This is a genomic window from Streptomyces sp. NPDC030165, from assembly GCF_055573595.1.
The window spans coordinates 38,817-59,477 of sequence record NZ_JBVIBD010000020.1 but is presented as its reverse complement, the minus strand read 5'-3'; the positions used below and the strand labels follow the sequence as shown (position 1 = coordinate 59,477).

The window sequence follows — 20,661 nt, the reverse complement described above, 5'->3', positions numbered from 1 at the left end:
GGGTTCCAAGTTGGCACGAACGCGCGTTGGCGGGCCTTTTACCGAGGCGCGGACATTCGGCCAATGCGTCGGGTCGGATACGGGCGCCCGCGCGGGCGCCACCGTCTCCCCGGATCCTTCAGGGCTCGCGAAGCGGCAGGTCAAGCCAGTGGCGAGGGAAGCCGGAGGCGTCGCGAGAATGGCCGATTGCCGGGGTGCGGGACCGTTCGGACGGTATACGGACGGGAGCGGCCACGCGCAATGAGGCGGTGGCCGCTCACGGGAAATGCGTAACGTCCGAAATGACGGGCTTCCGCTGGCGACGAATTGACGGAGTATTTGCCTGCTTTTTGCGCAAGGCGCCCCGCGGGATGTGCCTAAAGCGTGGATTTGCCCGGGTCGCCCATCGGAACGGAGTCCAGGACGGCGACATCCATCGGTGCGGCGAGCAGCCCGCTCACCCCCGCGGCGATCCCGGCGAGTGCGGCGCCCCTGGAGTGGGCGTCCAGCGCGGCGCCGTCCGCCCAGTTCTCCACGACCACCACCCGGTCCTCTCCCGCGTGGACCGCGTACAGCAGGCAGCCGTCCTCCTCGTGGACGGCGGGCGCGTGCGAACGGAAGACGTCGAGCGCCGTCTCCAGCTCGCCGGGCTTCGTCCTGACCGTGGCGACTACGACGGGCATACCTGTGACCTCCAGGGCGAACGGAATGTCGGACGAACCTATCCCACCGCTGGCCGGAGGCCGTAATGCCAGATCGGGAAACCGGACGTGTCGTCAGACCCGCGGCGGCGCCGGTGACGCGGAACCGGAGCAGTCAGGTACGGGGGCGGGTGCGCGGCCGCATCGTCGCCGGCCACTCCCGGCCCGGGTGGACGGCGCCGCGGTGCGGGAGCGGCGGTCACCGGCGTAGAACGTCTCGAAGACCGACGGCAGATCGCGGACCAGGGAACGCGGTTGGAGCTCGAAGCGGCGCACCAGGCGGCGGCAGGCGGTGTGGTACCACGCGACACCGTCGAGCTGACCGGCGGGCCGGGCGTACCCGACGACCATGCCGACGCTGTCCGGCTCGGGTCGCTGCGGGGAGTGCCGCACGTGCGGCGGAAGCGGGAAGACGTCGCCCTCGTGGAAGTCGGTGCGCCGGCCGGGACGGCCGCCGACGGTGACCATCAGGCCGACCTCTTCCCGCAACCGGGCGTTGCCGTCCGGGGGTTCGAGCAGGCCGCGGTGGCCGTCGAGTCACCGCTGGAGGCCGAAGGGACGACCGTTCGTCAGCTTCGGCAGCTCTGCCACGGTGTTCGGCCCTCTTCCTGGCGCATCCGGCACACCGCCGCCGGGCAGGACGATCGCCAAGCTGGCGTCGCGACCACCGCCGCCGGCGCGCTCGTCGCGAGCACCGGCGCCGCCCACGCCGCCGCCCGGACGCAGGGCGCCGCCACCCCTTCGCACGCCGCCCAGCAGCAGGCGGCCGCGGTGTGCCCCGTCAACGACAACGGGGTCAACTTTCGCGGCGGCCCCGGCGAGAACTTCCCCGTCCTGGGCGAGTCAACGCCGGCCAGAAGCTGAACCTGCGCGGTCAGCAGGGCAACTGGGTCATGGGCGATCTGTGGGGCGGCCGCACCGGTGTGTGGATCCACGTGGCCTACCCGAACTGCTGAGGACCGGTCCTCGAGGGACGCCGCGCCGGGCCGCGCTGCACAGCGCGGCCCGGCGCGGCGGCTGTGTGTGTTCGGGCCGCCCGGAGGCCGCGCACCGGCGGCTACTGCCCGGTGTCCGGCTGGATGTCGGAGATGCGCAGGGTGTTCAGGTCGGAGGTGACGAGCAGATGGGTGTGGCGCGGCTGCTCGGGTCCGCCCCAGGTGAGGCGGACCCGCGTCCAGGCGCGGCCCATGGCGCTGTCGTTGTACGTGACGCGCCAGGCCGTGGGGGTGTTCTGGGCGCGCAGCACGCCGTCCGTGTGCTCGCGCTGCTCCCAGTTGGCCAGGCGGGCCCGCAGTTCGGGGGTGAGGTAGTGGGTGCGCAGCGCCTGGGCCAGCGTGCCGCGCCCGTCGTCGGTGACGGCGTCGAGGTAGCTGCCGTAGAAGTCGGCGACCCGGTCGACGGCCGAGTCCGTACGGCCGCTCCGGGTGGGCACCTCGGCCCGGTCGCCGGCCGGCGCCGGTGCGGGCGCGGCGGTGGCGCTCGATCCGGCGGGCGCGGTGACGGCGAAGGCCGACAGGGCGGCGGCCAGGGCGGCGCGGCGGACGGTCCGGTGTCCGGACATGGTGAGGCTCCTCCTTGCGCTGCCTCCCCTCCGCCGGTGCGCCGTGCGGACGGCGGCGGCCGCTGGCCGGGTGCGCTGTGCGGGAGGGGGGCGGGTACGTCGGAACGGCCGCCTCCGCGTGGTGTACGGCCGACGGGTATCCGGCAGAGCGGCCGCCAACCCTGCGCGGGCCGTACGCGCTGAGGAACGGCGTGATCCGTGGCCCCGGCGGCCGGATGCGGCCGGTGGGGCAGCCGGAACGCGCCGGGTACCGGACCCGGCGGGCGCCGCGCGGTGCCGTGGGGGCACCATGCAGGGGGAAACAATCATGCGACGAGGAGAGTGCCGTGACCCGAGACGTCAGGTCGCTGCTGGCCGAGCTCGACTTCGCGAGCGTCACGCCCGAGGAGTTCGCGCGGATCGTGAAGGGGCTGTCGACCCAGGAGATCACCGCGCTGGCGCGGGGCGAGCTGCGGGACCGGGTGCTCGGCGAGGTCTTCGGCAGGATGGGGCGGCAGTTCCGTCCCGACGCGGCGGCCGGGGTGCACGCGGTGATCCGCTGGCGGATCACCGGCGAGCGGGAGGCCGTGTGGGAGACCGTCCTGGCGGACGGGGTGTGCTCGGTCCGTGCGGGCGCCGGTACGGCCGAGCCGCGGCTGACGCTGACCCTGGGCGACGCGGAGTTCCTGCGGCTGGTGTCGGGGAACGGCAATCCGGTGACGATGGTCCTCACCCGCAAGATCAAGGTCTCCGGTGACCTGGGGCTGGCCGCCGGCATGAACCGGTACTTCGACATCCCCAAGGTCTGAGCGAACGCCGGCGCGTGGGGCGCGGGTGACTCCTGGGGCGGGACGAGTTGATGTCCACCCTCTTGACCGGGGTCTGCCAATCGGTAAAGTCTAGACCAATTGGCGAGCGGGAATCCGGCCTTCCCCAGGCAGTCGGCACTGCGCCCCGGGCGGCCGCGGTCCTCGCACGCCGGCACCACCCCTTCGCGTCACCCCACCCCCACCAGCGGGGCCCCACCCGGACCGGACGGACCGCGCGACAGCGCCGGTACGCGCCTGCCCGCACCGGGCCCCACCGTGAAGGAGTCGACATGCACCACAAGAGGAAGATCGCCACCGCCGTCGGCGCCGCGCTGGCTCCGCTCCTCGTCGTGACCCTGCCCGCGAGTTCGGCGAGCGCCCACGGCTATGTGAACGCCCCGGCCAGCCGCCAGGCGCAGTGTGCGGCGGGCACCGTCTCCTGCGGAGACATCAAATGGGAGCCGCAGAGCGTCGAAGGGCCCAAGGGCCTCAAGAGCTGCAGCGGCGGCAACGCCCGGTTCAGGGAGCTGGACGACGACAGCAAGGGCTGGAAGGCCACCTCGGTAGGCAGCTCCCAGAACTTCACCTGGCGGCTGACGGCCCAGCACCGCACCAGCACCTGGCAGTACTTCATCGGCGGCCGCAAGATCGCCGAGGTCGACGACCACGGGGCCAAGCCGCCCGCCACCGTCACGCACAACGTGAACTTCCAGGGCATCAAGGGCAAGCAGAAGGTGCTCGCCGTCTGGAACGTCGCGGACACCTCCAACGCCTTCTACGCCTGCATCGACGTCAACATACGCTGATGGCGGGGCGGCGGGGCGGCGGGCACACACCCGCCGCCCCGCCCTCTCGGCCGTCAAGTCCCGGATTCCTACAGCTCCTTGATGCGGACGTCGCGGTACGAGATGACGTCGGTCGTCCCGTGTACCTGGAGGCCGATGTAGCCCGTGGCGTACCGGCGCCCGTCCGTCCCCGGATCGTCCGCCCGCGGCGGGAAGAACTGCTGACCGCCCGTGTTGTCGAACTCGTTGATCAGCACACCGTTGCGGAAGACCGAGTAGTGCTGGCCCACCACCCGGATCTCGTAGTCGTTCCAGGTGCCCTTCGGCGTGACGCCCGCGCCGCCGAGCCCGACGCGGTCGAACCCGTACACCGACCCCGTCTTGTACAGGTCGCCGTCCGGCCGGTCCAGGATCTGGATCTCGTGCCCGTACTCGACGGCCACCCACTCCGGGCGGGGCTCCTCGGGATGGTCGTACACGTACGGGAAGCGGACGAAGACACCGCCGTTGGCGTTGCCGGTGCCCGGCGCGTCGTCGCGGAACCGCAGCCGCAGCGAGAAGTCGTCGTACGTACGCCGCGGGAACCACAGCATCCCCATGCCCGGCACCGTGGAACTGCTGGTCATGAAGCCGTCGGCGGTCAGCCCGAAGGCGCCGCCGCCGACCTGCCGCCAGCGGTCGAAGGACGCCTTCGTCCCGTCGAACAGGTCGCGGTAGCCGGTGTGGTGGCCGGGCGTACCGATGCCGGACCTGTCGGCGGCCGCGTCGACGGTCCGGCTCTCGCGCTCGTCGAGCACACCGTCCGCGAGCAGCCTGGCGGTGACCGCCCGGACGTGCTTGAGGAACAGGGCGCGGGAGGACCAGTCCTTCTCGTCCTCGATCAGTTCGTTGACGGTGCAGCGGTTGCGGGTGACGCGGTTGGGCACGCCCGTGTCGACCGTGCCGACCACGACGGTGCGCCGCTCGTCCCACTCGGGACAGTTCGGCGCGGGCACCCCGCCGCCCGGGACGACCGTCAGGGAGACCCGTACCGCCTCGGACGTGTTGCCCGCCCGGTCGGTGGCGCGGTGCGCGACGGTGTGCCGGCCGGTGCGGTCCACGACGACGGGCGCCGTGTACGTGAGGAACGGGCCGCCGTCGAGCGAGTACTCGGTCGTGGCGACACCGGAGCCGTCGTCGGTGGCGGTGAGTGTCACGGTGGCCCGTCCGAGGTACTCGCCGTCCGAGTTGCGCTGTCCTTCGGTCGTCGCGGAGGTCCGCGGCGGCGTCGTGTCACCGGGCGGCGCCACGACCGTGAACGCCACCGTCTTTTCGGCGGCGGTGTTGCCGGCCTTGTCGGCGGCGCGGTAGCGGACCTGGTACGCACCGGGCTCACGGAACAGCACCGGCGCGGTGTACGGCTGGAACGCCCCGCCGCCCACCGCGTACTCGACGGTGGCGACGCCGGACCCGGTGTCGGAGGCGGCGACCGTCACCGTCGCCCCGCCGACGTACGCGCCGTCGGCGTTGCGTACGCCGTCCACCGTCGCGGAGGTCTCCGGCGGCGTGGTGTCCGGGCCGCCGCCGTCCGTGACGACCAGGATGCCCTGCATCGCCTCGTGGCCCGGGATGGTGCAGTGGTAGCGGTACGTGCCGGGGGTCAGGGTGACTTCGGTGGTGTACTTGCCGCCCTGTGCGTCGCCGGGGTTGGCGAGGATGTTGAGCGGCACGTCGTGGTTGTACCGCGGGTCGAAGACGTCGAAGGTCAGGGTGTGCGGCATGCCCATGGTGTTGCCGGTGGCCGTGCTGTTCTCGAAGACGATGGTGGTCCGGCCGGCCACGGCGGTGGTGGGCGCCGAGGCGTACTTGGTGATGTCGTCGCCCGCGGTCCAGGTCAGGGTCTGCCGCGCCGCCGGGGGCTCGGGCGCCGCCGGCCGTGCGGCCGTCCGGCTGTGTGCTGCCGTGCCGGTCAGGCCGACGAGCATCAGCAGGGCGGCCAGCAGCACCGCCCACCTGCGCCGTGCGGTCATCGCCGTGCCTCCCGTCCCGTGCGGACCAGGTCCGCGGCGCGCGGGGTGGGCCCGCCGCCGGTGTACGTCACCCGCCACAGCGCGGACTTGGCGTCCGAGGTGAAGAAGCCGCGCCCGTAATCGAGGACGTACAGTGCGCCGTCCGGGCCGAACGTCCAGCCCATCAGGTTGCGGATGCCGTTCGCGCCGACCGGCACGATCTTGTCCAGGCTCTCCGCGTGCGCCGGCAGACCGCCCGAGCCCGCCGTCCGCGGGTCCATCACCAGCGCGTGCCGCGGCTGGTCACCGTCGTAGAAGTCACCGACGAACCACTTGCCGTCCCAGTACGCCGGCCAGGCCCCCGCGCGGCCGGAAGCCGCGTCGTGGCGGTAGACCGGGCCGTCCATCGCGGCCTGGCCGCCGCCCTTGAGCCAGGGGAGGAGCAGCTTCTGCCCGGACAGCTGGTAGCTCGGGACGCCCTGCGCGTCGCGCGGGAAGTCGGGGCCGCCGCCCTGCGGCGCGTACCAGATGTTGTTGGGCTCGGCGGGCGGGATGGCGACCAGGCCGTCGTTGTGCGGCGACTCGTTCTTGAGGTGCTTGCAGTCGTACCAGCCCAGCGGCTTCTCCGGGTCGGGCAGGTTGCGGTCGCGGTACGGCTGGTCGTTGCCCATGCAGTACGGCCAGCCGCGGTTGCCCGCGTGGGTGATCGCGGCGAAGGTGTCGTACTTGGCCGGGCCCCAGGTGGTGCTGGGCTCGGTCGCGTCCGGCCCGACCCAGCCCGCGTACAGGGTGTCGGTCTTCTGGTCGACGGAGATGCGCGACGGGTTGCGCACGCCCATCACGTAGATCTCGCCGCGGGTCTTCCCGCCGCCCTCGTCCGGCTCCTTGCCGGTGAAGAGGTTGCCTTCGGGGAGGGTGTACGTGCCGTCCGGCTCGGGGTGGATGCGCAGGATCTTGCCGTTGAGGTTGTTGGTGTTGCCCGCCGTACGCCGCGCGTCGGCGAAGGCGACGCCCTTGTACGTCGGTTGCGGATTGTTGCCGGAGTAACCGCCGCTGAAGCGCGAGGAGTTGTTGTCACCGGTGGCGATGTACAGGTTGTTCTTCGAGTCCCAGGCCATGCCGCCGCCCGCGTGGCAGCAGCTGTGCACCTGCACCGGCCACTTCAGCAGGACCTTCTCGGAGGCCGCGTCCAGCTTGCCCGTCCTCGGGTCCAGCGTGAAGCGCGAGACGCGGCGCTCGGCCGTGCGGGTGGTCCGGTCGACGCCGGAGTGCGGGGTGTGGTGCAGGTAGACCCAGCCGTTGGTGAGGAAGGCCGGGTCCAGTTCGATGCCCAGCAGCCCTTCCTCGTTCTTGACCAGCTCGTCGCCGCCGCCCTTGTTGCCGAAGACGGTCACCGTGCCGACGAGTGAGACCTTGCCGGTCTTCGGGTCCCAGACGTGGACGGTGCCCTCGCCCTTGCCGACGGCCGGGTCGTTCCAGTCGGTGACGACCGGGGCGTTCGCGTCACCGCCGCCGCGGCCGATGTAGAAGACCCGGCCGTCCTCGGCGGTCACCAGCCCGTGCGGCTCGCCGATCTGATCCGACGTGCCCGGCTGGTTGGGGGCGGTCAGCCGTTCGGCCTTGTAGTGCGAGGCGATGGCGGCCTGGCAGTCGGCGCGGACCAGTCGGGTGGTCCACAGCAGCGCGCCGCGCAGATGTGTACGGAAGTCGGCCTCGCGGAAGCTGTCGGGTGTGCCGCCCATGGCGGTGTAGAAGGACCGGCCGCCGTCGTAGTCGCGGCACCAGGAGACGGGGTGGTCCCAGCCGTTGGCGCCGGGGCCCGGCCGGTAGGTGCTCTCCCGTACCCGGGCCACGGTGTGCACCGAACCGCTGGGATTGACCGCCCAGTTGAGCCACCGGTCCGGGCGCTTCCACTCGACGGGCAGGTCCTTCGTGGCCGGATGGCGGCGGTCGCCGGCCTCGACGACCGCCCGCTGCGCCGTACCCGGCACGGTGGCCGCGGGCCGGGCTCCGATCAGGCCGGTGAACCAGTCCGAGTACGGTTCGGCGCGGGCCGCGTCATGGATGCCGACGAACCCGCCCCCGGCCTCCAGATAGCTCTCCAGGCCCGCCTCCTGCTCGGGGTCGAGGAGGTCGCCGCCGCCGGTCAGGAAGACGACCGCGTTGTACGTCCCCAGGCGCGGGTCGGTGAAGACGGACGCGTCGTCGGTCGCGTCCACCGCGAAGTGCTCGGCGGGCGGGCCCTGGCGGCCGATCCGCTCGACCGCCTCGATCCCCGCGTCGACGGTGGGCGGCTCCGTGCCCGCCGAGGCGTGGAAGACCAGGACGCGGACGTTCTCCCCGCCCGGGGGAGTGGGCAGCCGTGACCCGGCGTCCGGTCCGGAGGCGTTGGCGGGCGCGCCGCCGAGCAGGGCGGCCGACACGGCCAGCACCAGCGCGGGGAGGCCGGCGGCCCGGCCGGCCGGGCGGCGCTCGGGTGGTCTGCGTCTGCCGGTGCGCGTCAACGCGCGCAGCGGCCGCGGTGATCGGCGCCGGAATCGTCGCACGGGTGCACCCGCCCCTCTGTGGCCACGGACAGCAGCAGCCGTTGAAGCTAGACCCCTTTCGGTGACTCGCCAAGAGCTATGGCCGCAACCCGTCCAACTTTGTCCTGAGTGTGGATAAACGTAGATCGTGCGGCTACCGTCCCAGGCATCCCCTCCGACCCGTCCCTCCTGCTGTGGGAGCACGATGACCGAGGAAGCCGACGTCCCCAGGCGCAGTTTCAACCGCCGTCTCCTCGCCGGGGGCGCCGCCGCCGCGGCACTCGGCACGGCGGCCGCCCCGGCCGTCGCCGCCGGCCGTCCGGCGCGGACGGGCCGCTCCGCCACCGCCGGGGGCGCGGTCAAGCACCTCGAGCTCTACATCGAGGAACTGCCGGGCGGGCAGCTCGGATACGGCCTGGAGAGGGGGAAGGCGACCGTTCCGGGCCCGCTGATCGAGCTGGTCGAGGGCGACACGTTGCACATCGAGTGCGAGAACACTCTGAAGACCGCGGCCAGTCTGCACGTCCACGGCCTCGACTACGACGTGGCCAGCGACGGCACCCGGATGAACCGCAGCCACCTGGAACCCGGCGCCACCCGTACGTACACCTGGCGCACCCACGTTCCCGGACGGCGCGCGGACGGCACCTGGCGGCCGGGCAGCGCGGGCTACTGGCACTACCACGACCACGTCGTGGGCACCGAGCACGGCACCGGCGGCATCCGCCGGGGCCTGTACGGGCCGGTGGTCGTACGGCGCGCCGGCGACCCGCTGCCCGACCGGCAGTTCACCATCGTCTTCAACGACATGACGATCAACAACCTGCCGAAAGGGCCGGACTTCACGGCCACGGTGGGGGACCGCGTGGAGATCATCTCGATCACTCACGGCGAGTACTACCACACCTTCCACCTGCACGGTCACCGCTGGGCGGACAACCGCACCGGCCTCCTGGACGGCCCGGGTGATCCCAGCCGCGTCATCGACAACAGGATCACCGGCCCTGCCGACTCCTTCGGCTTCCAGTTCCTGGCGGGCGAAGGGGCGGGCGCCGGCGCGTGGATGTACCACTGCCACGTCCAGAGCCACTCCGACATGGGCATGGCCGGCCTGCTCCTGATCGCCAAGCCGGACGGCACGATCCCCGGGCACGACGGGCACGGCAGCCGCGACGGGCACGGCAGCCGCGACGGGCACGGCAGCCACGGAGGTCGCCGAGGGACGCCGCGACGGCCTCCTGCACAATGATCGCCATGACGGAGACGACAGGTACGGACGCGGGTACGGACACGGCGCCGGGTGCGGGCGGCAGGCTGCTGGACGGCAAGGTCCTGCTGATCACCGGCGCGGGACGCGGCATCGGCGCCGCCGCGGCACGGCTGTTCGCGCGGGAGGGGGCCGCCGTCGTGCTGACCGCGCGGACCGGCCCGGAGCTGGCCGCGGTGGCCCGGGAGATACGGGCGGCGGGAGGCACCGCCGACCACGTCGTCGCCGACCTGGCGGACCCGGCCGCCGTACAGCGGGCGGTGGACACGGCCGTGGAGCGCCACGGCCGCCTGGACGGCGCGTTCAACAACGCGGGCATGGGCGTCGGGCACGCCCCGCTGGCCGAGATCCCCGTAGCGGACTTCGACCGGATCACCGCCGTCAACCACCGGGGCGTCTGGCTGGCGATGGCCGCCGAGATACGCGCGATTCTCGCCACCGCGGGCACCGGCGCCATCGTCAACAACAGCAGCGTCGGCAGCCTGAAGCCGTCAGCCGGGATGAGCCTGTACGGCGCCTCGAAGCGGGCCGTGAACAGCCTCACGCAGACCGCCGCCGTCGAGTACGGACCCCAGGGCATCCGTGTCAACGCCGTCGCCCCCGGCACGACCATGACCGCCATGATCGAGGACTGGGCCGCCCGCGAAGCGGACGTCGTCGACCGGCTCACGGCCCGTACGCCGCTGCGCCGCGCGGCCGCCCCCGAAGAGGTGGCGCAGGCCGCCGCGTGGCTGCTCAGCGACCGGGCCTCGTACGTGACGGGCGCGATCCTGCCCGTCGACGGCGGCCTGACCGTCTGAGCGGGGGCCCGGCGTGGACCTGACGTCCCTGCGGACGTTCCGGGTGGTGGCCCGGCACCAGCACATCAGCAGGGCCGCGGCCGAACTGCGGATCGCGCAGCCCGCGGTGAGCCGGACGATCGCCCGGCTGGAGGCCGACCTGGGTGTGCTGCTCTTCGACCGGCAGGGGCGTTCGGTCCGTCTCAACCGGTACGGCGCCGCCTTCCTGCGCCGCGTCGAGCGCGCGCTCGGTGAACTGGACGACGCGCGGCGCGAGCTGGCGGACGCCGCGGGGCTGGACCAGGGGCAGGTCGTGGTCGCCGCCGAGACGCTGCTGACGCTCACCTCGCTGCTCTCGGCCTACCGGGCCGCGCACCCCGGCGTCGGGATACGTCTCCATCAGTCGACCGCCGCAGTGATGGGGCGTCAGCTGGCGGAGCGTGAGGTGGACCTGTGCGTAGCCTCACAACCCCTGCGCGGGGCCGGGCTGCGTTCGGTGGTGCTGATGGAGGAGGAGGTACTGCTGGCCGTACCGGTCGGTCATCCGCTGGCGGGGCGGGGGAGTGTCGGTCTGGAGGACGTCGTGGACGAGCCGTTCGTCACGACCCGCCCCGGGCACTGGCAGCGCGAGCTGCTCGACCGGCTGTTCGCGGCGGCGGGCCGTGCGCCCGTCATCACCTGCGAGGGGGACGAGCCGGCCGCGACCCAGTTCCTGATCGCCGCCGGGCTGGGTATCGGGCTCATTCCGGCGCTCGCCCGCAACGAGACGGCGGAGGCGCCGGTGCGCTGGCTGCGCCTGGCCGTGCCGGACTGCCGTCGGACCCTGTGTCTGGTGCGGCGTGCGGACCGGTATGTCTCGGCGGCGGAACGGCAGTTCGAGGAGGCGGCCGTCGCGCACTTCGCGCAGCGGGGCCGGGCAGATCATTGACGGAGTGAGTACTCACTCCGTACGGTGGGGTGTCTCGTCGACCCCTGGGGAGCACCCGTGCCCGTCACCCTCAACCACACCGTCGTGCCCGCCGCCGACCACCGCGCGGCGGCCCGGTTCTTCGCCTCGGTCATGGGCCTGGAGGAACTGCCCCCGGCCGGCCGCAACGGGCACTTCGCCCCCGTACGCGTCAACGACCGGCTGACCCTCGACTTCATGACGGTGCCCGAGCCCGAGGGCCACCACCTCGCCTTCGACGTGGACCCGGACACCTTCGACCGGATCCTCACCCGCATCCGGGCCGCAGGCGTGCCCTACGGCAGCGACCCTGCCCACCCGGACAACGGCCGCACCGACCACCCGCTGTGCCCGCGCGGCCTGTTCTTCACGGACGACACCGGGAACCTGTACGAGGTGATGTCCCCGGCGTGAGCCACCGGTGGCCGCCCTGCCGCCCTACCGTCCTTCGCCCGGCATCCCGAACGCGCCCAGAATGCGTTCCGCCGCGAGCGTCGCCGTCAGCGCGCCGGCCCGTACCTCCCGTTCCACCTCCGGGGCCACGTCCCGTACGCCGGGGTGGTCCTGGAGCCGGTTCAGCAGCTGTTCACGGACCATCGACCAGGTCCAGTCGACCTGCTGGCCGCGCCGCTTCTCCGCCAGTGCCCCGGTGGACTCCAGCAGCTTGCGGTGCTGCTCGACACGGTCCCACACCGTGTCCAGGCCGGTGCCCTCCCGGGCGCTGCACGTCAGCACCGGCGGGGTCCAGGCGGCGTCCGGGGGCTGGAGCAGGCGCAGCGCGCCGGACAGCTCCCGGGCCGCCGACTTCGCGTCGCGCTCGTGCGGCCCGTCCGCCTTGTTGACCGACACCAGGTCCGCCAGCTCCAGGACACCCTTCTTGATGCCCTGGAGCTGGTCGCCGGTGCGGGCCAGGGTGAGCAGCAGGAACGTGTCGACCATGTTGGCGACGGCCGTCTCGGACTGGCCGACACCCACCGTCTCGACGAGCACCACGTCGTAACCCGCGGCCTCCATCACGACGATGGACTCCCGCGTCGCCCGCGCCACCCCGCCGAGCGTGCCCGAGGTGGGGGAGGGGCGTACGAACGCCGCGGGGTCGGCGGCCAGCCGCTCCATCCGCGTCTTGTCGCCCAGGATCGAGCCGCCGGTCCGGCTGGACGACGGGTCGACGGCCAGCACGGCGACCCGGTGCCCGGCCCCCGTCAGCTGGGTGCCCAGCGCGTCGATGAACGTCGACTTGCCGACTCCGGGCACCCCGCTGATGCCGACCCGCCGGGCCGCGCCGGAGTACGGCAGCAGCTCGACCAGCAGCCGCTGCGCGAGCGCCCGGTGGTCGGCCCGGGTGGACTCCACCAGGGTGATGGCGCGGGCGATCCAGGCCCGGGAGCCCTCACGCACGCCTGCCGCGTACTGGTCGATGTCGATCGTCGGTCGCTTGCGGGCCGCTCGGGGCCGGGATGTCTCAGGCATCGGCGTCGTGGCTCACAGGTCGTGGCCGAGGACCCCGGCGAGGTCCTTGACCAGGTCGTACGCGGCATCCGGGATCACCGTGCCGGGCGGGAAGACAGCCGCGGCGCCCGCCTCGTGCAGCGCCGGGATGTCACCGGGCGGGATCACCCCGCCGACCACGATCATGATGTCCTCCCGGTCCTGCGCCGCCAGTTCCTCGCGCAGCGCGGGCACCAGCGTCAGGTGGCCGGCGGCCAGCGAGGAGACGCCCACGACGTGCACGTCCGCCTCCACCGCTTGCCGGGCGACCTCCGCCGGCGTCTGGAACAGCGGGCCGACGTCCACGTCGAAGCCCAGGTCGGCGAAGGCCGTGGCGATCACCTTCTGGCCGCGGTCGTGGCCGTCCTGGCCCATCTTGGCGACCAGGATGCGCGGCCGGCGTCCCTCGGCCCGCTCGAACTCCGCCACCAGGTCCCGGGTCCGGTCCACGCCGGAGGACGGCCCTGCTTCGTCTCGGTACACACCGGAGATCGTACGGATCTGCCCGGAGTGGCGCCCGTAGACCTTCTCCAGTGCGTCGGAGATCTCACCGACCGTCGCCATCGCGCGCGCCGCGTCCACGGCCAGTGCCAGCAGGTTGCCCTCCAGGCCCTGGCCCGGACCGGCCTCGGCGGCGGCGGTCAGCGCCCGCAGCGCGTCCTGGCAGGCCGCCTCGTCGCGCTCCTCGCGCAGCCGCCGCAGCTTGTCGATTTGCTGCGCGCGCACGGCGGAGTTGTCGACCTTCAGCACGTCGATCTGCTCGTCGGTGTCCACCCGGTACTTGTTGACGCCGATCAGCGCCTGCCGCCCCGAGTCGATCCGCGCCTGCGTGCGGGCCGCGGCCTCCTCCACGCGCAGCTTCGGGATGCCCGCGTCGATGGCCTTGGCCATGCCGCCGGCCGCCTCGACCTCCTCGATGTGCTGCCAGGCGCGGCGCGCCAGGTCGTGGGTGAGCTTCTCGACGTACGCGCTGCCGCCCCACGGGTCGATGACCCGGCAGGTGCCCGACTCCTGCTGGAGGAAGAGCTGGGTGTTGCGGGCGATGCGGGCGGAGAAGTCGGTGGGCAGGGCGAGGGCCTCGTCCAGCGCGTTGGTGTGCAGCGACTGGGTGTGGCCCTGCGTCGCGGCCATCGCCTCCACGCACGTACGCGTGACGTTGTTGAAGACGTCCTGCGCGGTCAGCGACCAGCCGGAAGTCTGCGAATGGGTGCGCAGCGACAGCGACTTGGGGTTCTTCGGGTCGAACCGCCGGACCAGTTTGGCCCACAGCAGCCGGGCGGCGCGCAGCTTGGCGATCTCCATGAAGAAGTTCATGCCGATCGCCCAGAAGAACGACAGCCGCGGCGCGAAGGCGTCCACGTCCATCCCCGCGTCGATACCCGCCTTCAGGTACTCCACGCCGTCGGCGAGGGTGTACGCCAGCTCCAGATCGGCCGTCGCGCCCGCTTCCTGGATGTGGTAGCCGGAGATGGAGATGGAGTTGTAGCGCGGCATCTTCTGCGAGGTGTACGCGAAGATGTCGGAGATGATCCGCATCGAGGGGCGCGGCGGATAGATGTAGGTGTTGCGGACCATGAACTCCTTGAGGATGTCGTTCTGGATGGTCCCGGCCAGCTTCTCGGGCGGTACGCCCTGCTCCTCGGCGGCCACGATGTACAGGGCGAGGACGGGCAGCACCGCGCCGTTCATCGTCATCGACACCGTCATCCTGTCCAGCGGGATGCCGGAGAAGAGCTGCCGCATGTCGTAGATGGAGTCGATGGCGACGCCCGCCATGCCGACGTCACCGGTCACCCGCGGGTGGTCGCTGTCGTAGCCGCGGTGGGTCGGCAGGTCGAAGGCGACGGACAGGCCCTTCTGGCCGGCCGCGAGATTGCGCCGGTAGAAGGCGTTGGACTCCTCGGCGGTGGAGAAGCCCGCGTACTGGCGGATGGTCCAGGGCTGGTTGACGTACATGGTCGGGTACGGGCCGCGCAGGTACGGCGTGATGCCCGGGTACGTGCGCAGGAAGTCCAGCCCGGCCAGGTCCTCGCCGGTGTACAGCGGCTTGACCTCGATGCCTTCGGGCGTCTCCCACACGAGGTCGTCGACGCCCTTGCCGGTGGACTCCTGGACGGCGGCCGTCCACTGCGCGGCGTCGCCCTCGGGGGCCTGCGGCTCGCCCAGCTCGACCGTGCTGAAGTCCGGGATGGCGCCCGCCTGCCCTGTCACGTGCTCCATCACGCCACCTCCATGACATCCAGGGCCGAGGACAGCACCCCGACCGCGTCGCAGCCCGCGAAGACGAAGGCGTCCACTCCGGCTCGTTCATATGCTTCCCGCTGCCCGCCCGGTTTCCCGGCCAGCAGCACCTGCCGCGCGCCCGCCTCCTTGAGCGCCGCCGCGACCTCGGCGGCCTGCTCGGCGTACAGCGCGTCGCTCGAACACAGACAGGCGATACCCGCACCGCTCGCCGCGAACGCCTCGGCCGCCGACGCCGCGTCCACCGAGACCGGGTCGTGCACCGGCTCGATGCCGCCCGCCTGGAGGAGATTGGAGGCGAAGGTGGCGCGTGCGGTGTGCACCGCGGCCGGGCCGAGCGCCGCGAGGAACGCCTTCGGGCGGCTGCCCGTCTCCGCCAGGTGCGCGTCCGACCGGGCCCGCAGCGCCTCGTACGCCTCGTCCCTGCGCACCCGCGGCAGGCCGCCGCCCGCCGGTACGGGCGCGGGCTCGCGCTCCACCGCCGGCTCCGCCAGGAACGGGAACTCGCTGACGCCGGTGACCGGTTCGCGGCGGTGCGCGAGGTCCTCGGACCGCTTGCGCCAGGTCGCGGCCAGCCGCTCGCCGATCATCCCCGAGCCGAGCGCCGCGGCCTGCCCGCCCGCGGCCTCGACCTCCTGGAACCACGCCCAGGCGGCACGGGCCAGCTCGTCGGTCAGCCGCTCCACGTACCAGGAGCCGCCCGCCGGGTCGATCACCTTCGACAGGTGCGACTCCTCCAGCAGGATCGACTGGGTGTTGCGCGCGATACGGCGGGCGAACGCGTCCGGCAGCCCCAGCGCCGCGTCGAACGGCAGGACGGTGACGGCGTCCGCGCCGCCCAGACCCGCCGACAGACCCGCCACGGTGGTGCGCAGCATGTTCACCCACGGGTCCCGACGGGTCATCATGACCGTCGAGGTCACCGCGTGTTGCCGCTGCGCCCGGGCCGCGGGGGAGGCGCCGCACACCTCGGCGACCCGTGACCACAGCCGCCGGGCGGCCCGCAGCTTGGCGATCGTCAGGAACTGGTCGGCGGTGGCCGCGTACCGGAACTCCAGCTGCGCGCAGGCGGCGTCCACGCCGAGGCCCGCCGCGGTCAGTTCCCGCAGGTAGGCCACGCCGGTGGCCAGCGAGCAGCCCAGCTCCTCGGCGGGCGAGCCGCCCGCCTCGTGGTACGGCAGCGCGTCCACGGCCAGCGCGCGCATCCGCGGCGCCTCGTCGGCGCAGCGGCGGGCCAGTCCGGCGGCCGCCTCAAGGTGCCCGGCCAGGCCGTCCGCGCGGCCGGTACGGGCCACCACACCCAGCGGATCGGCGCCCAGGGTGCCCGCCGTCCCGGGCGGCGCCACGCCCTTGTCGGCGCAGAGCCCGAACCACGCCTCGGCCGCCGCCGCGAAGTCCGGGCCCGCGTCCAGGGCGACGGCCGCCAGGTCGAGGTAGACCCCGTCGAGCGCGGTCGCCAGGTCCGCCGTCGGCACCCCGCCGTCCCCGACGGTCAGCCACAGCGAGGTGACGCCGTTCTCCAGGTCGGCGAGGACCGCCTCGTTGGCGCGCCGCGGATCGGTGTCCGCGTGGCGCTGCCGTACGTCCCAGCCCGCGACGGTGCTGCCGGTGGCGCGGCCGGCCCGTACGAACGGCGGGAATCCGGGACGGCCGGTGGCGTCGGCGGCGGCGGGCGCGTCCTCGGCGGTGTAGAGCGGACGGACCTGGATGCCGTCCTGGAGCGCGGTGGCGAGCGCGTCTTCGGCGGCGGTGCCGGTCGCCTCCGCGGCGCCCGACTTGCGCAGGACGCCTTCGACCAGGCGCTGCCACTGCTCGCGGTCCGCGTCAGGGAACGCGGCGGCCAGAGGGAGTTCGGGGGACTGGGCGGTCATGGCAGCAGGCTAGGCGAACGGTCGTTAGCCGCAGCAGGGCATCGGGCTGTGACCTTGCACTCGTTGACCTGGGATTGCTCCATTGGGAAGCTCTACGATCGCCCTTCCGGCGGTGTGTGTACCCGCGAGTAGACACCCCGGAGCGGGTGGATCGCCGCATTCTCGGCATGTCGGGGCGATTCGCGGCCGCCGTCCGGCCGGTTCTGTACGGTGGGCGGCCCGCCACCGTGACGAGGAGGGACATGCGCGTGCCGGTGAGGCGAACCGTCGCCGTGGCGGCGGTGCTCGCCCTGATCGCCGGAGTGGTCCTGCTGCTCACGCTCCCCGGCCGCGAGGGCCCGCCGTGCACCGGGCGGAAGATCGGCTCGTGGGCCGCCGAGTCCCGCCTCACCGGCGAGTTCACCCGGTACGGCAACGACAACACCCGCGTGGACGACTGGACCGGCGGCGACGGCACCCACTCCGTCCGGCTGCCCGACGGCCGGATCCTGTGGCTCTTCTCCGACACCTTCCTCGACCGGGTGCAGCCCGCGCCCAATCCGTACGGACAGCCGTACCCCTGGCGCTCCGCCGACACCGGCCGCGCACCCGCCCTGACCCACAACTCCCTCGTCGTCATGGACCGGGCCGGCCGCCTGGAACGCACCCTGACCGGCAGCACCGGCGCCGGTCCCGGCCCGTTCTTCCCCGACACCCCGGACGGCTGGCGCTGGCCGGTCCAGGCGCACGTCGAACCGCGCACCCCCGGATCACCCGAACAGGTCGTCCGCGTCCTGCTGTGGAACCGCACACCGGGCCAGGGCCCGTGGGTCTTCGGCGTGCCCCGCGCGACCGAGATCGCCACCCTGTCCCTGCCGGACCTGCGGCTGGAGGGCATCGCCCCGGCCGTCGACCAGACTTCGGTACGCAGCCTGGGAGACCGGGTCCTGTACGGCACCGCGTCCGTACAGGACGGCGCATGGACGTACGTCTACGGCGGCGACGACGGGCCCGGCCGTGCCGGCTCGAACGCCTACCTCGCGCGGGTGCCGACCGGGCAGCTGGGGGAGGCCCGCAGCTGGCAGTTCTGGGACGGGCGGGGCTGGCAGCCGCACGCCGGCCGGGCGGCCCCGGTGATCCGCGAGGGCCGCGGGCGCGGCGTGGGCAGCGCCTTCACCGTCGTACGGGACGGCGGCACCTGGGTCCTGCTGACGATGGACGATCCCGGGCCGCCGGGCGACGGCCTGTCGTCCGTCACCGCGTACTGGGCGTGCTCGGCGCAGGGCCCGTGGCACGGGCCGGCCGGACGGATCACCCCGCCCCGGCCGGCCGACCCCACCGGGCAGCAGCGCGTCGCCGTCTACAATCCGCAGGTCCACCCGGAGTTCACGGACGGCGGCGGGCTGCTGGTCAGCTATGACGTCAACTGGCTCGGCCCGCCGGGCGCACCCTCCGTCGCCCAGGTCAACAGCGACGTCGAGCTGTACCGGCCGCGGTTCCTGCGGCTGCGCTTCAGCCGCACGTGACCGGCGGGGCCGGGCGTTCAGTCGGTCTTCGGCCCCGACCGCAGGGAGCAGCGCAGCGAGAACGGGTGCCCGGCCGGGTCGGAGTAGACCCGTACCTCGCGCGGGCCGGTGTCGTCCTTGGTGTCCAGCGGGCGCGCGCCGAGGCTGACCGCCTTGCGCTCGGCCGCGTCCATGTCCGCCTCGTCGACCAGCAGGTCCAGATGGGCCTGGAGCGAACTGTCGGGACGCGGCCAGGTCGGCGGCGTCATGTTCAGGTCGCGGCGGAAGGAGATCTGGGTGCCGTCGACGACGACCTCCACCCGGTCGGGCAGGTGCTCGGTGCGGACCTCGCCCTCCAGGAAGTCGGCGTAGAAGTCCGCCAGTTTCTCCGGGTCGGCGCAGTCGAGCACGATCACGGCGGCTTTGACCAGTCCCATGGCATCTCCTCGGCCCCGTGGGCCCTCCTCGGCAGGGCACCGTCCCCGGTGCCGGCCGCGCGGCGCGCGGGCCGGGACGACGAGTACCGCGGTCAGGCCGGTTCACTCCCGCCGTGCGGGGCCGGTGCGGTCATCAGGGGCAGCACCACCGCGGAGGGGCGGCCCGGCTCGTGGAAGACCTCGAACCGTATCGGCCGGCAGGCGACCGCCGACGCGGCCGGCTCACCGGTCCCGTGATGGCGCGCGAACCGCGGGAACGCGCCGCCCGCCACCTGCACCCGCAGGCTGTGCCCGCGCAGGAACCGGTAGCCGGTCGGATGCAGCTCCACCCGCGCCGCCACCACTTTGTCGGCGTCCGCCTCCGGCGAGCCCGGGCGCAGCCGCAGGATGCCGTCGGTGACGTTGCGCGAGACACCCGCCCGGTCCACATCACACAGCCGTACGAAGACATCGCCGTACCCGGAGTCCGTCCGCACGTGCACCACGGCCGACACCGGGCCGATCAGGTCGAGATCGCGGGGCAGCGGCCGGCCGGTGAACACCAGCACGTCGGGCCGCCGTTCCACCGCCGTGTTGTCCTGCTGCCGGATTTCGCCCGGCAGCAGCAGCGGGCCGCCGGTCGACGGGGTCGGGTCGGCGCCGTGATAGGTGAACCGGTCCGGCGAACCGCCGGGCGGCTCCGGCCAGTCGAGCCCGCCGGACGGCTGGAGGTGCAGCGGCGTCGGGGTGGACTGTGGCGGCGGCCACCGGTCGAAGTCCAGCCAGCGGCCCGCCCGCTGGAGGTAGAGCCGGACCGGCGACTGGTGCAGCTGGGTGGTGTCACCGGCCAGCTGGGCGCTCAGCCACGACACGTGGTCGGTGAGTGTCGCCTTGAGCGCGTTCCGGTCGTGGGCCCACGGCCCGATCGTGATCCGCGAGCGGTGCCCGGCGGCGGTCAGCGCGGTGAAGTCCCGCAGCTGGTACGGCAGGAACAGGTCCCACCACCCCGTCACCATGCTGGTCGGCGTGGTCATCCGCAGCGCCGCGGCACTGTGGTCGATCGGCGCCCAGAAGTCGTCCCCCGGCTCCGCGTGCGCGCTGACCTCGCGCAGGAAACGCTCCGGCCGCCCGATGGCCGCGAGATCGGACTCGCCGACGGGGAGCGTCCGCATCGCGCGCTGCACCCTGCGGGTCTGCAGCGGATTGGGCAGCAGGCCGCCGAGCGGAGCCTCCTCCTGCGTGCCCGTCGCCGAGGACCACACCAGCATGTTGTGCAGCGCCAGCACGCCGCCCGGGTAGAACGCGGCGGGGAAGCCGGAGGTGGTGATGCCCAGGCACATCGCCTCCAGGGGCGGGTCGAGGTACGGGCCGATGGCCCACTCCGCGTGCCCGAGGTAGCTGGCTCCGGCGGTGGCCAGCCGCCCGTCGCACCACGCCCGTCCGCGCAGCCACGCCGCGGTGACCAGCCCGTCGTCCTTCTCGTGCACGAAGGCGCGGAACTCGCCGCCCGAGCCGAAGACACCTCGGACGTTCTGCGCCACCACCTGGAAGCCCCGCCGCGCCAGCACGCCCGCGAACAGCTTGATGTCGGGCTTGTGCTTGCCGTACGGCGTGCGCAGCAGCACCACCGGCAGCGGTCCGGCGCCGCGCGGCCGGTAGCGGTCGGCCAGCAGGACGGTGCCGTCTCTCATGGGGACGCGCAGGTCACGCACGCATTCGACGTCGGGTGTGACCGGCTCGGGCATGTCCAGATACCGGTCCACCAGGCGGCCGAAGGCCCGCCCGGTCCGGTCCCGCAGCATGATGTCCGCCATCGGACCCTCCCATCGTCCGTTCGGGCGT

18 protein-coding genes are annotated in these 20,661 nt (G+C 73.1%); 8 read left to right on the top strand and 10 right to left on the bottom strand.

Translation table 11 applies throughout. The features are described 5' to 3' along the window. Window positions 1-356 precede the first annotated feature (356 nt). Together ACZ4Z1_RS31390 and ACZ4Z1_RS31385 are read right to left on the bottom strand one after the other, a co-directional pair. Window positions 357-662: a putative quinol monooxygenase gene (locus ACZ4Z1_RS31390; RefSeq protein ID WP_468490037.1), complete on the bottom strand. Its 306-nt coding sequence runs from the start codon at window positions 660-662 to the stop codon at window positions 357-359. Between the two features lie 93 nt (window positions 663-755). Continuing rightward, entirely contained in the window at window positions 756-1,148 is a 393-nt protein-coding gene (locus tag ACZ4Z1_RS31385) for a cupin domain-containing protein (RefSeq protein ID WP_468490036.1), read from the bottom strand. 57 nt (window positions 1,149-1,205) lie between these two features. On the opposite strand from ACZ4Z1_RS31385, the gene ACZ4Z1_RS31380 reads away from it, so the two are divergent. Further along, the gene (locus tag ACZ4Z1_RS31380) at window positions 1,206-1,544 is read left to right on the top strand and encodes a hypothetical protein (protein WP_468490035.1); all 339 of its coding nucleotides are present in this window, start codon (window positions 1,206-1,208) and stop codon (window positions 1,542-1,544) included. A 193-nt stretch (window positions 1,545-1,737) separates the two neighbouring features. Here ACZ4Z1_RS31380 and ACZ4Z1_RS31375 read toward each other — a convergent pair whose 3' ends face one another. After that, window positions 1,738-2,241, bottom strand: a complete 504-nt coding sequence (locus tag ACZ4Z1_RS31375; RefSeq protein ID WP_468490034.1) for a hypothetical protein — start codon at window positions 2,239-2,241, stop codon at window positions 1,738-1,740. A 326-nt stretch (window positions 2,242-2,567) separates the two neighbouring features. Between ACZ4Z1_RS31375 and ACZ4Z1_RS31370 the strand changes: the two genes are divergently transcribed. Together ACZ4Z1_RS31370 and ACZ4Z1_RS31365 are read left to right on the top strand one after the other, a co-directional pair. Continuing rightward, entirely contained in the window at window positions 2,568-3,029 is a 462-nt protein-coding gene (locus ACZ4Z1_RS31370; RefSeq protein ID WP_468490033.1) for an SCP2 sterol-binding domain-containing protein, read from the top strand. Window positions 3,030-3,319: 290 nt separating this feature from the next. Further along, window positions 3,320-3,835: a lytic polysaccharide monooxygenase auxiliary activity family 9 protein gene (locus ACZ4Z1_RS31365; RefSeq protein ID WP_468490032.1), complete on the top strand. Its 516-nt coding sequence runs from the start codon at window positions 3,320-3,322 to the stop codon at window positions 3,833-3,835. A 68-nt stretch (window positions 3,836-3,903) separates the two neighbouring features. Here the strand turns inward: ACZ4Z1_RS31365 and ACZ4Z1_RS31360 are convergent, their stop codons facing one another. Next, complete coding sequence (locus tag ACZ4Z1_RS31360) at window positions 3,904-5,823, bottom strand: OmpL47-type beta-barrel domain-containing protein (RefSeq protein WP_468490031.1); 1,920 nt, start codon at window positions 5,821-5,823, stop codon at window positions 3,904-3,906. Next, window positions 5,820-8,213 carry a ThuA domain-containing protein gene (locus ACZ4Z1_RS31355; RefSeq protein ID WP_468490115.1) on the bottom strand — a complete coding sequence of 798 codons (2,394 nt, stop codon included), beginning with the start codon at window positions 8,211-8,213 and terminating at the stop codon, window positions 5,820-5,822. The genes ACZ4Z1_RS31360 and ACZ4Z1_RS31355 overlap by 4 nt, the downstream gene beginning before the upstream one ends. Window positions 8,214-8,532: 319 nt before the next feature. Between ACZ4Z1_RS31355 and ACZ4Z1_RS31350 the strand changes: the two genes are divergently transcribed. The 4 genes from ACZ4Z1_RS31350 to ACZ4Z1_RS31335 are packed head-to-tail and all read left to right on the top strand — an operon-like array spanning window position 8,533 to window position 11,733. Beyond that, window positions 8,533-9,576 carry a multicopper oxidase domain-containing protein gene (locus tag ACZ4Z1_RS31350; protein ID WP_468490030.1) on the top strand — a complete coding sequence of 348 codons (1,044 nt, stop codon included), beginning with the start codon at window positions 8,533-8,535 and terminating at the stop codon, window positions 9,574-9,576. A 5-nt stretch (window positions 9,577-9,581) separates the two neighbouring features. After that, window positions 9,582-10,394 (top strand): SDR family NAD(P)-dependent oxidoreductase, encoded by an 813-nt coding sequence (locus tag ACZ4Z1_RS31345; RefSeq protein ID WP_468490029.1) that lies wholly within the window; start codon window positions 9,582-9,584, stop codon window positions 10,392-10,394. A 13-nt stretch (window positions 10,395-10,407) separates the two neighbouring features. Beyond that, window positions 10,408-11,301: a LysR family transcriptional regulator gene (locus ACZ4Z1_RS31340; protein ID WP_468490028.1), complete on the top strand. Its 894-nt coding sequence runs from the start codon at window positions 10,408-10,410 to the stop codon at window positions 11,299-11,301. Window positions 11,302-11,358: 57 nt separating this feature from the next. Then, on the top strand, window positions 11,359-11,733 hold the full coding sequence (locus tag ACZ4Z1_RS31335; RefSeq protein ID WP_468490027.1) for a VOC family protein: 375 nt from the start codon (window positions 11,359-11,361) through the stop codon (window positions 11,731-11,733). A gap of 24 nt (window positions 11,734-11,757) precedes the next feature. On the opposite strand, the gene meaB is transcribed toward ACZ4Z1_RS31335, so the two are convergent. Genes meaB through ACZ4Z1_RS31320 form a run of 3 tightly spaced genes read right to left on the bottom strand, consistent with a single transcriptional unit; the run spans window position 11,758 to window position 16,919 of the window. Next, on the bottom strand, window positions 11,758-12,789 hold the full coding sequence (gene meaB / locus ACZ4Z1_RS31330; RefSeq protein WP_468490026.1) for a methylmalonyl Co-A mutase-associated GTPase MeaB: 1,032 nt from the start codon (window positions 12,787-12,789) through the stop codon (window positions 11,758-11,760). 12 nt (window positions 12,790-12,801) lie between these two features. Beyond that, window positions 12,802-15,027, bottom strand: coding sequence for a methylmalonyl-CoA mutase (scpA, locus tag ACZ4Z1_RS31325; RefSeq protein ID WP_468490025.1), 2,226 nt, complete (start codon window positions 15,025-15,027; stop codon window positions 12,802-12,804). After that, the gene (locus ACZ4Z1_RS31320) at window positions 15,027-16,919 is read right to left on the bottom strand and encodes a methylmalonyl-CoA mutase family protein (protein ID WP_468490024.1); all 1,893 of its coding nucleotides are present in this window, start codon (window positions 16,917-16,919) and stop codon (window positions 15,027-15,029) included. Before ACZ4Z1_RS31320 ends, scpA begins: the two co-directional genes overlap by 1 nt. Before the next feature lie 242 nt (window positions 16,920-17,161). On the opposite strand from ACZ4Z1_RS31320, the gene ACZ4Z1_RS31315 reads away from it, so the two are divergent. Continuing rightward, the gene (locus ACZ4Z1_RS31315; protein WP_468490023.1) at window positions 17,162-18,424 is read left to right on the top strand and encodes a DUF4185 domain-containing protein; all 1,263 of its coding nucleotides are present in this window, start codon (window positions 17,162-17,164) and stop codon (window positions 18,422-18,424) included. A gap of 17 nt (window positions 18,425-18,441) precedes the next feature. Here ACZ4Z1_RS31315 and ACZ4Z1_RS31310 read toward each other — a convergent pair whose 3' ends face one another. Both ACZ4Z1_RS31310 and ACZ4Z1_RS31305 read right to left on the bottom strand, forming a co-directional pair. After that, the gene (locus ACZ4Z1_RS31310) at window positions 18,442-18,840 is read right to left on the bottom strand and encodes a VOC family protein (protein ID WP_468490022.1); all 399 of its coding nucleotides are present in this window, start codon (window positions 18,838-18,840) and stop codon (window positions 18,442-18,444) included. A gap of 92 nt (window positions 18,841-18,932) precedes the next feature. After that, on the bottom strand, window positions 18,933-20,633 hold the full coding sequence (locus ACZ4Z1_RS31305; RefSeq protein WP_468490021.1) for a CocE/NonD family hydrolase: 1,701 nt from the start codon (window positions 20,631-20,633) through the stop codon (window positions 18,933-18,935). Between the last annotated feature and the right edge of the window lie 28 nt (window positions 20,634-20,661).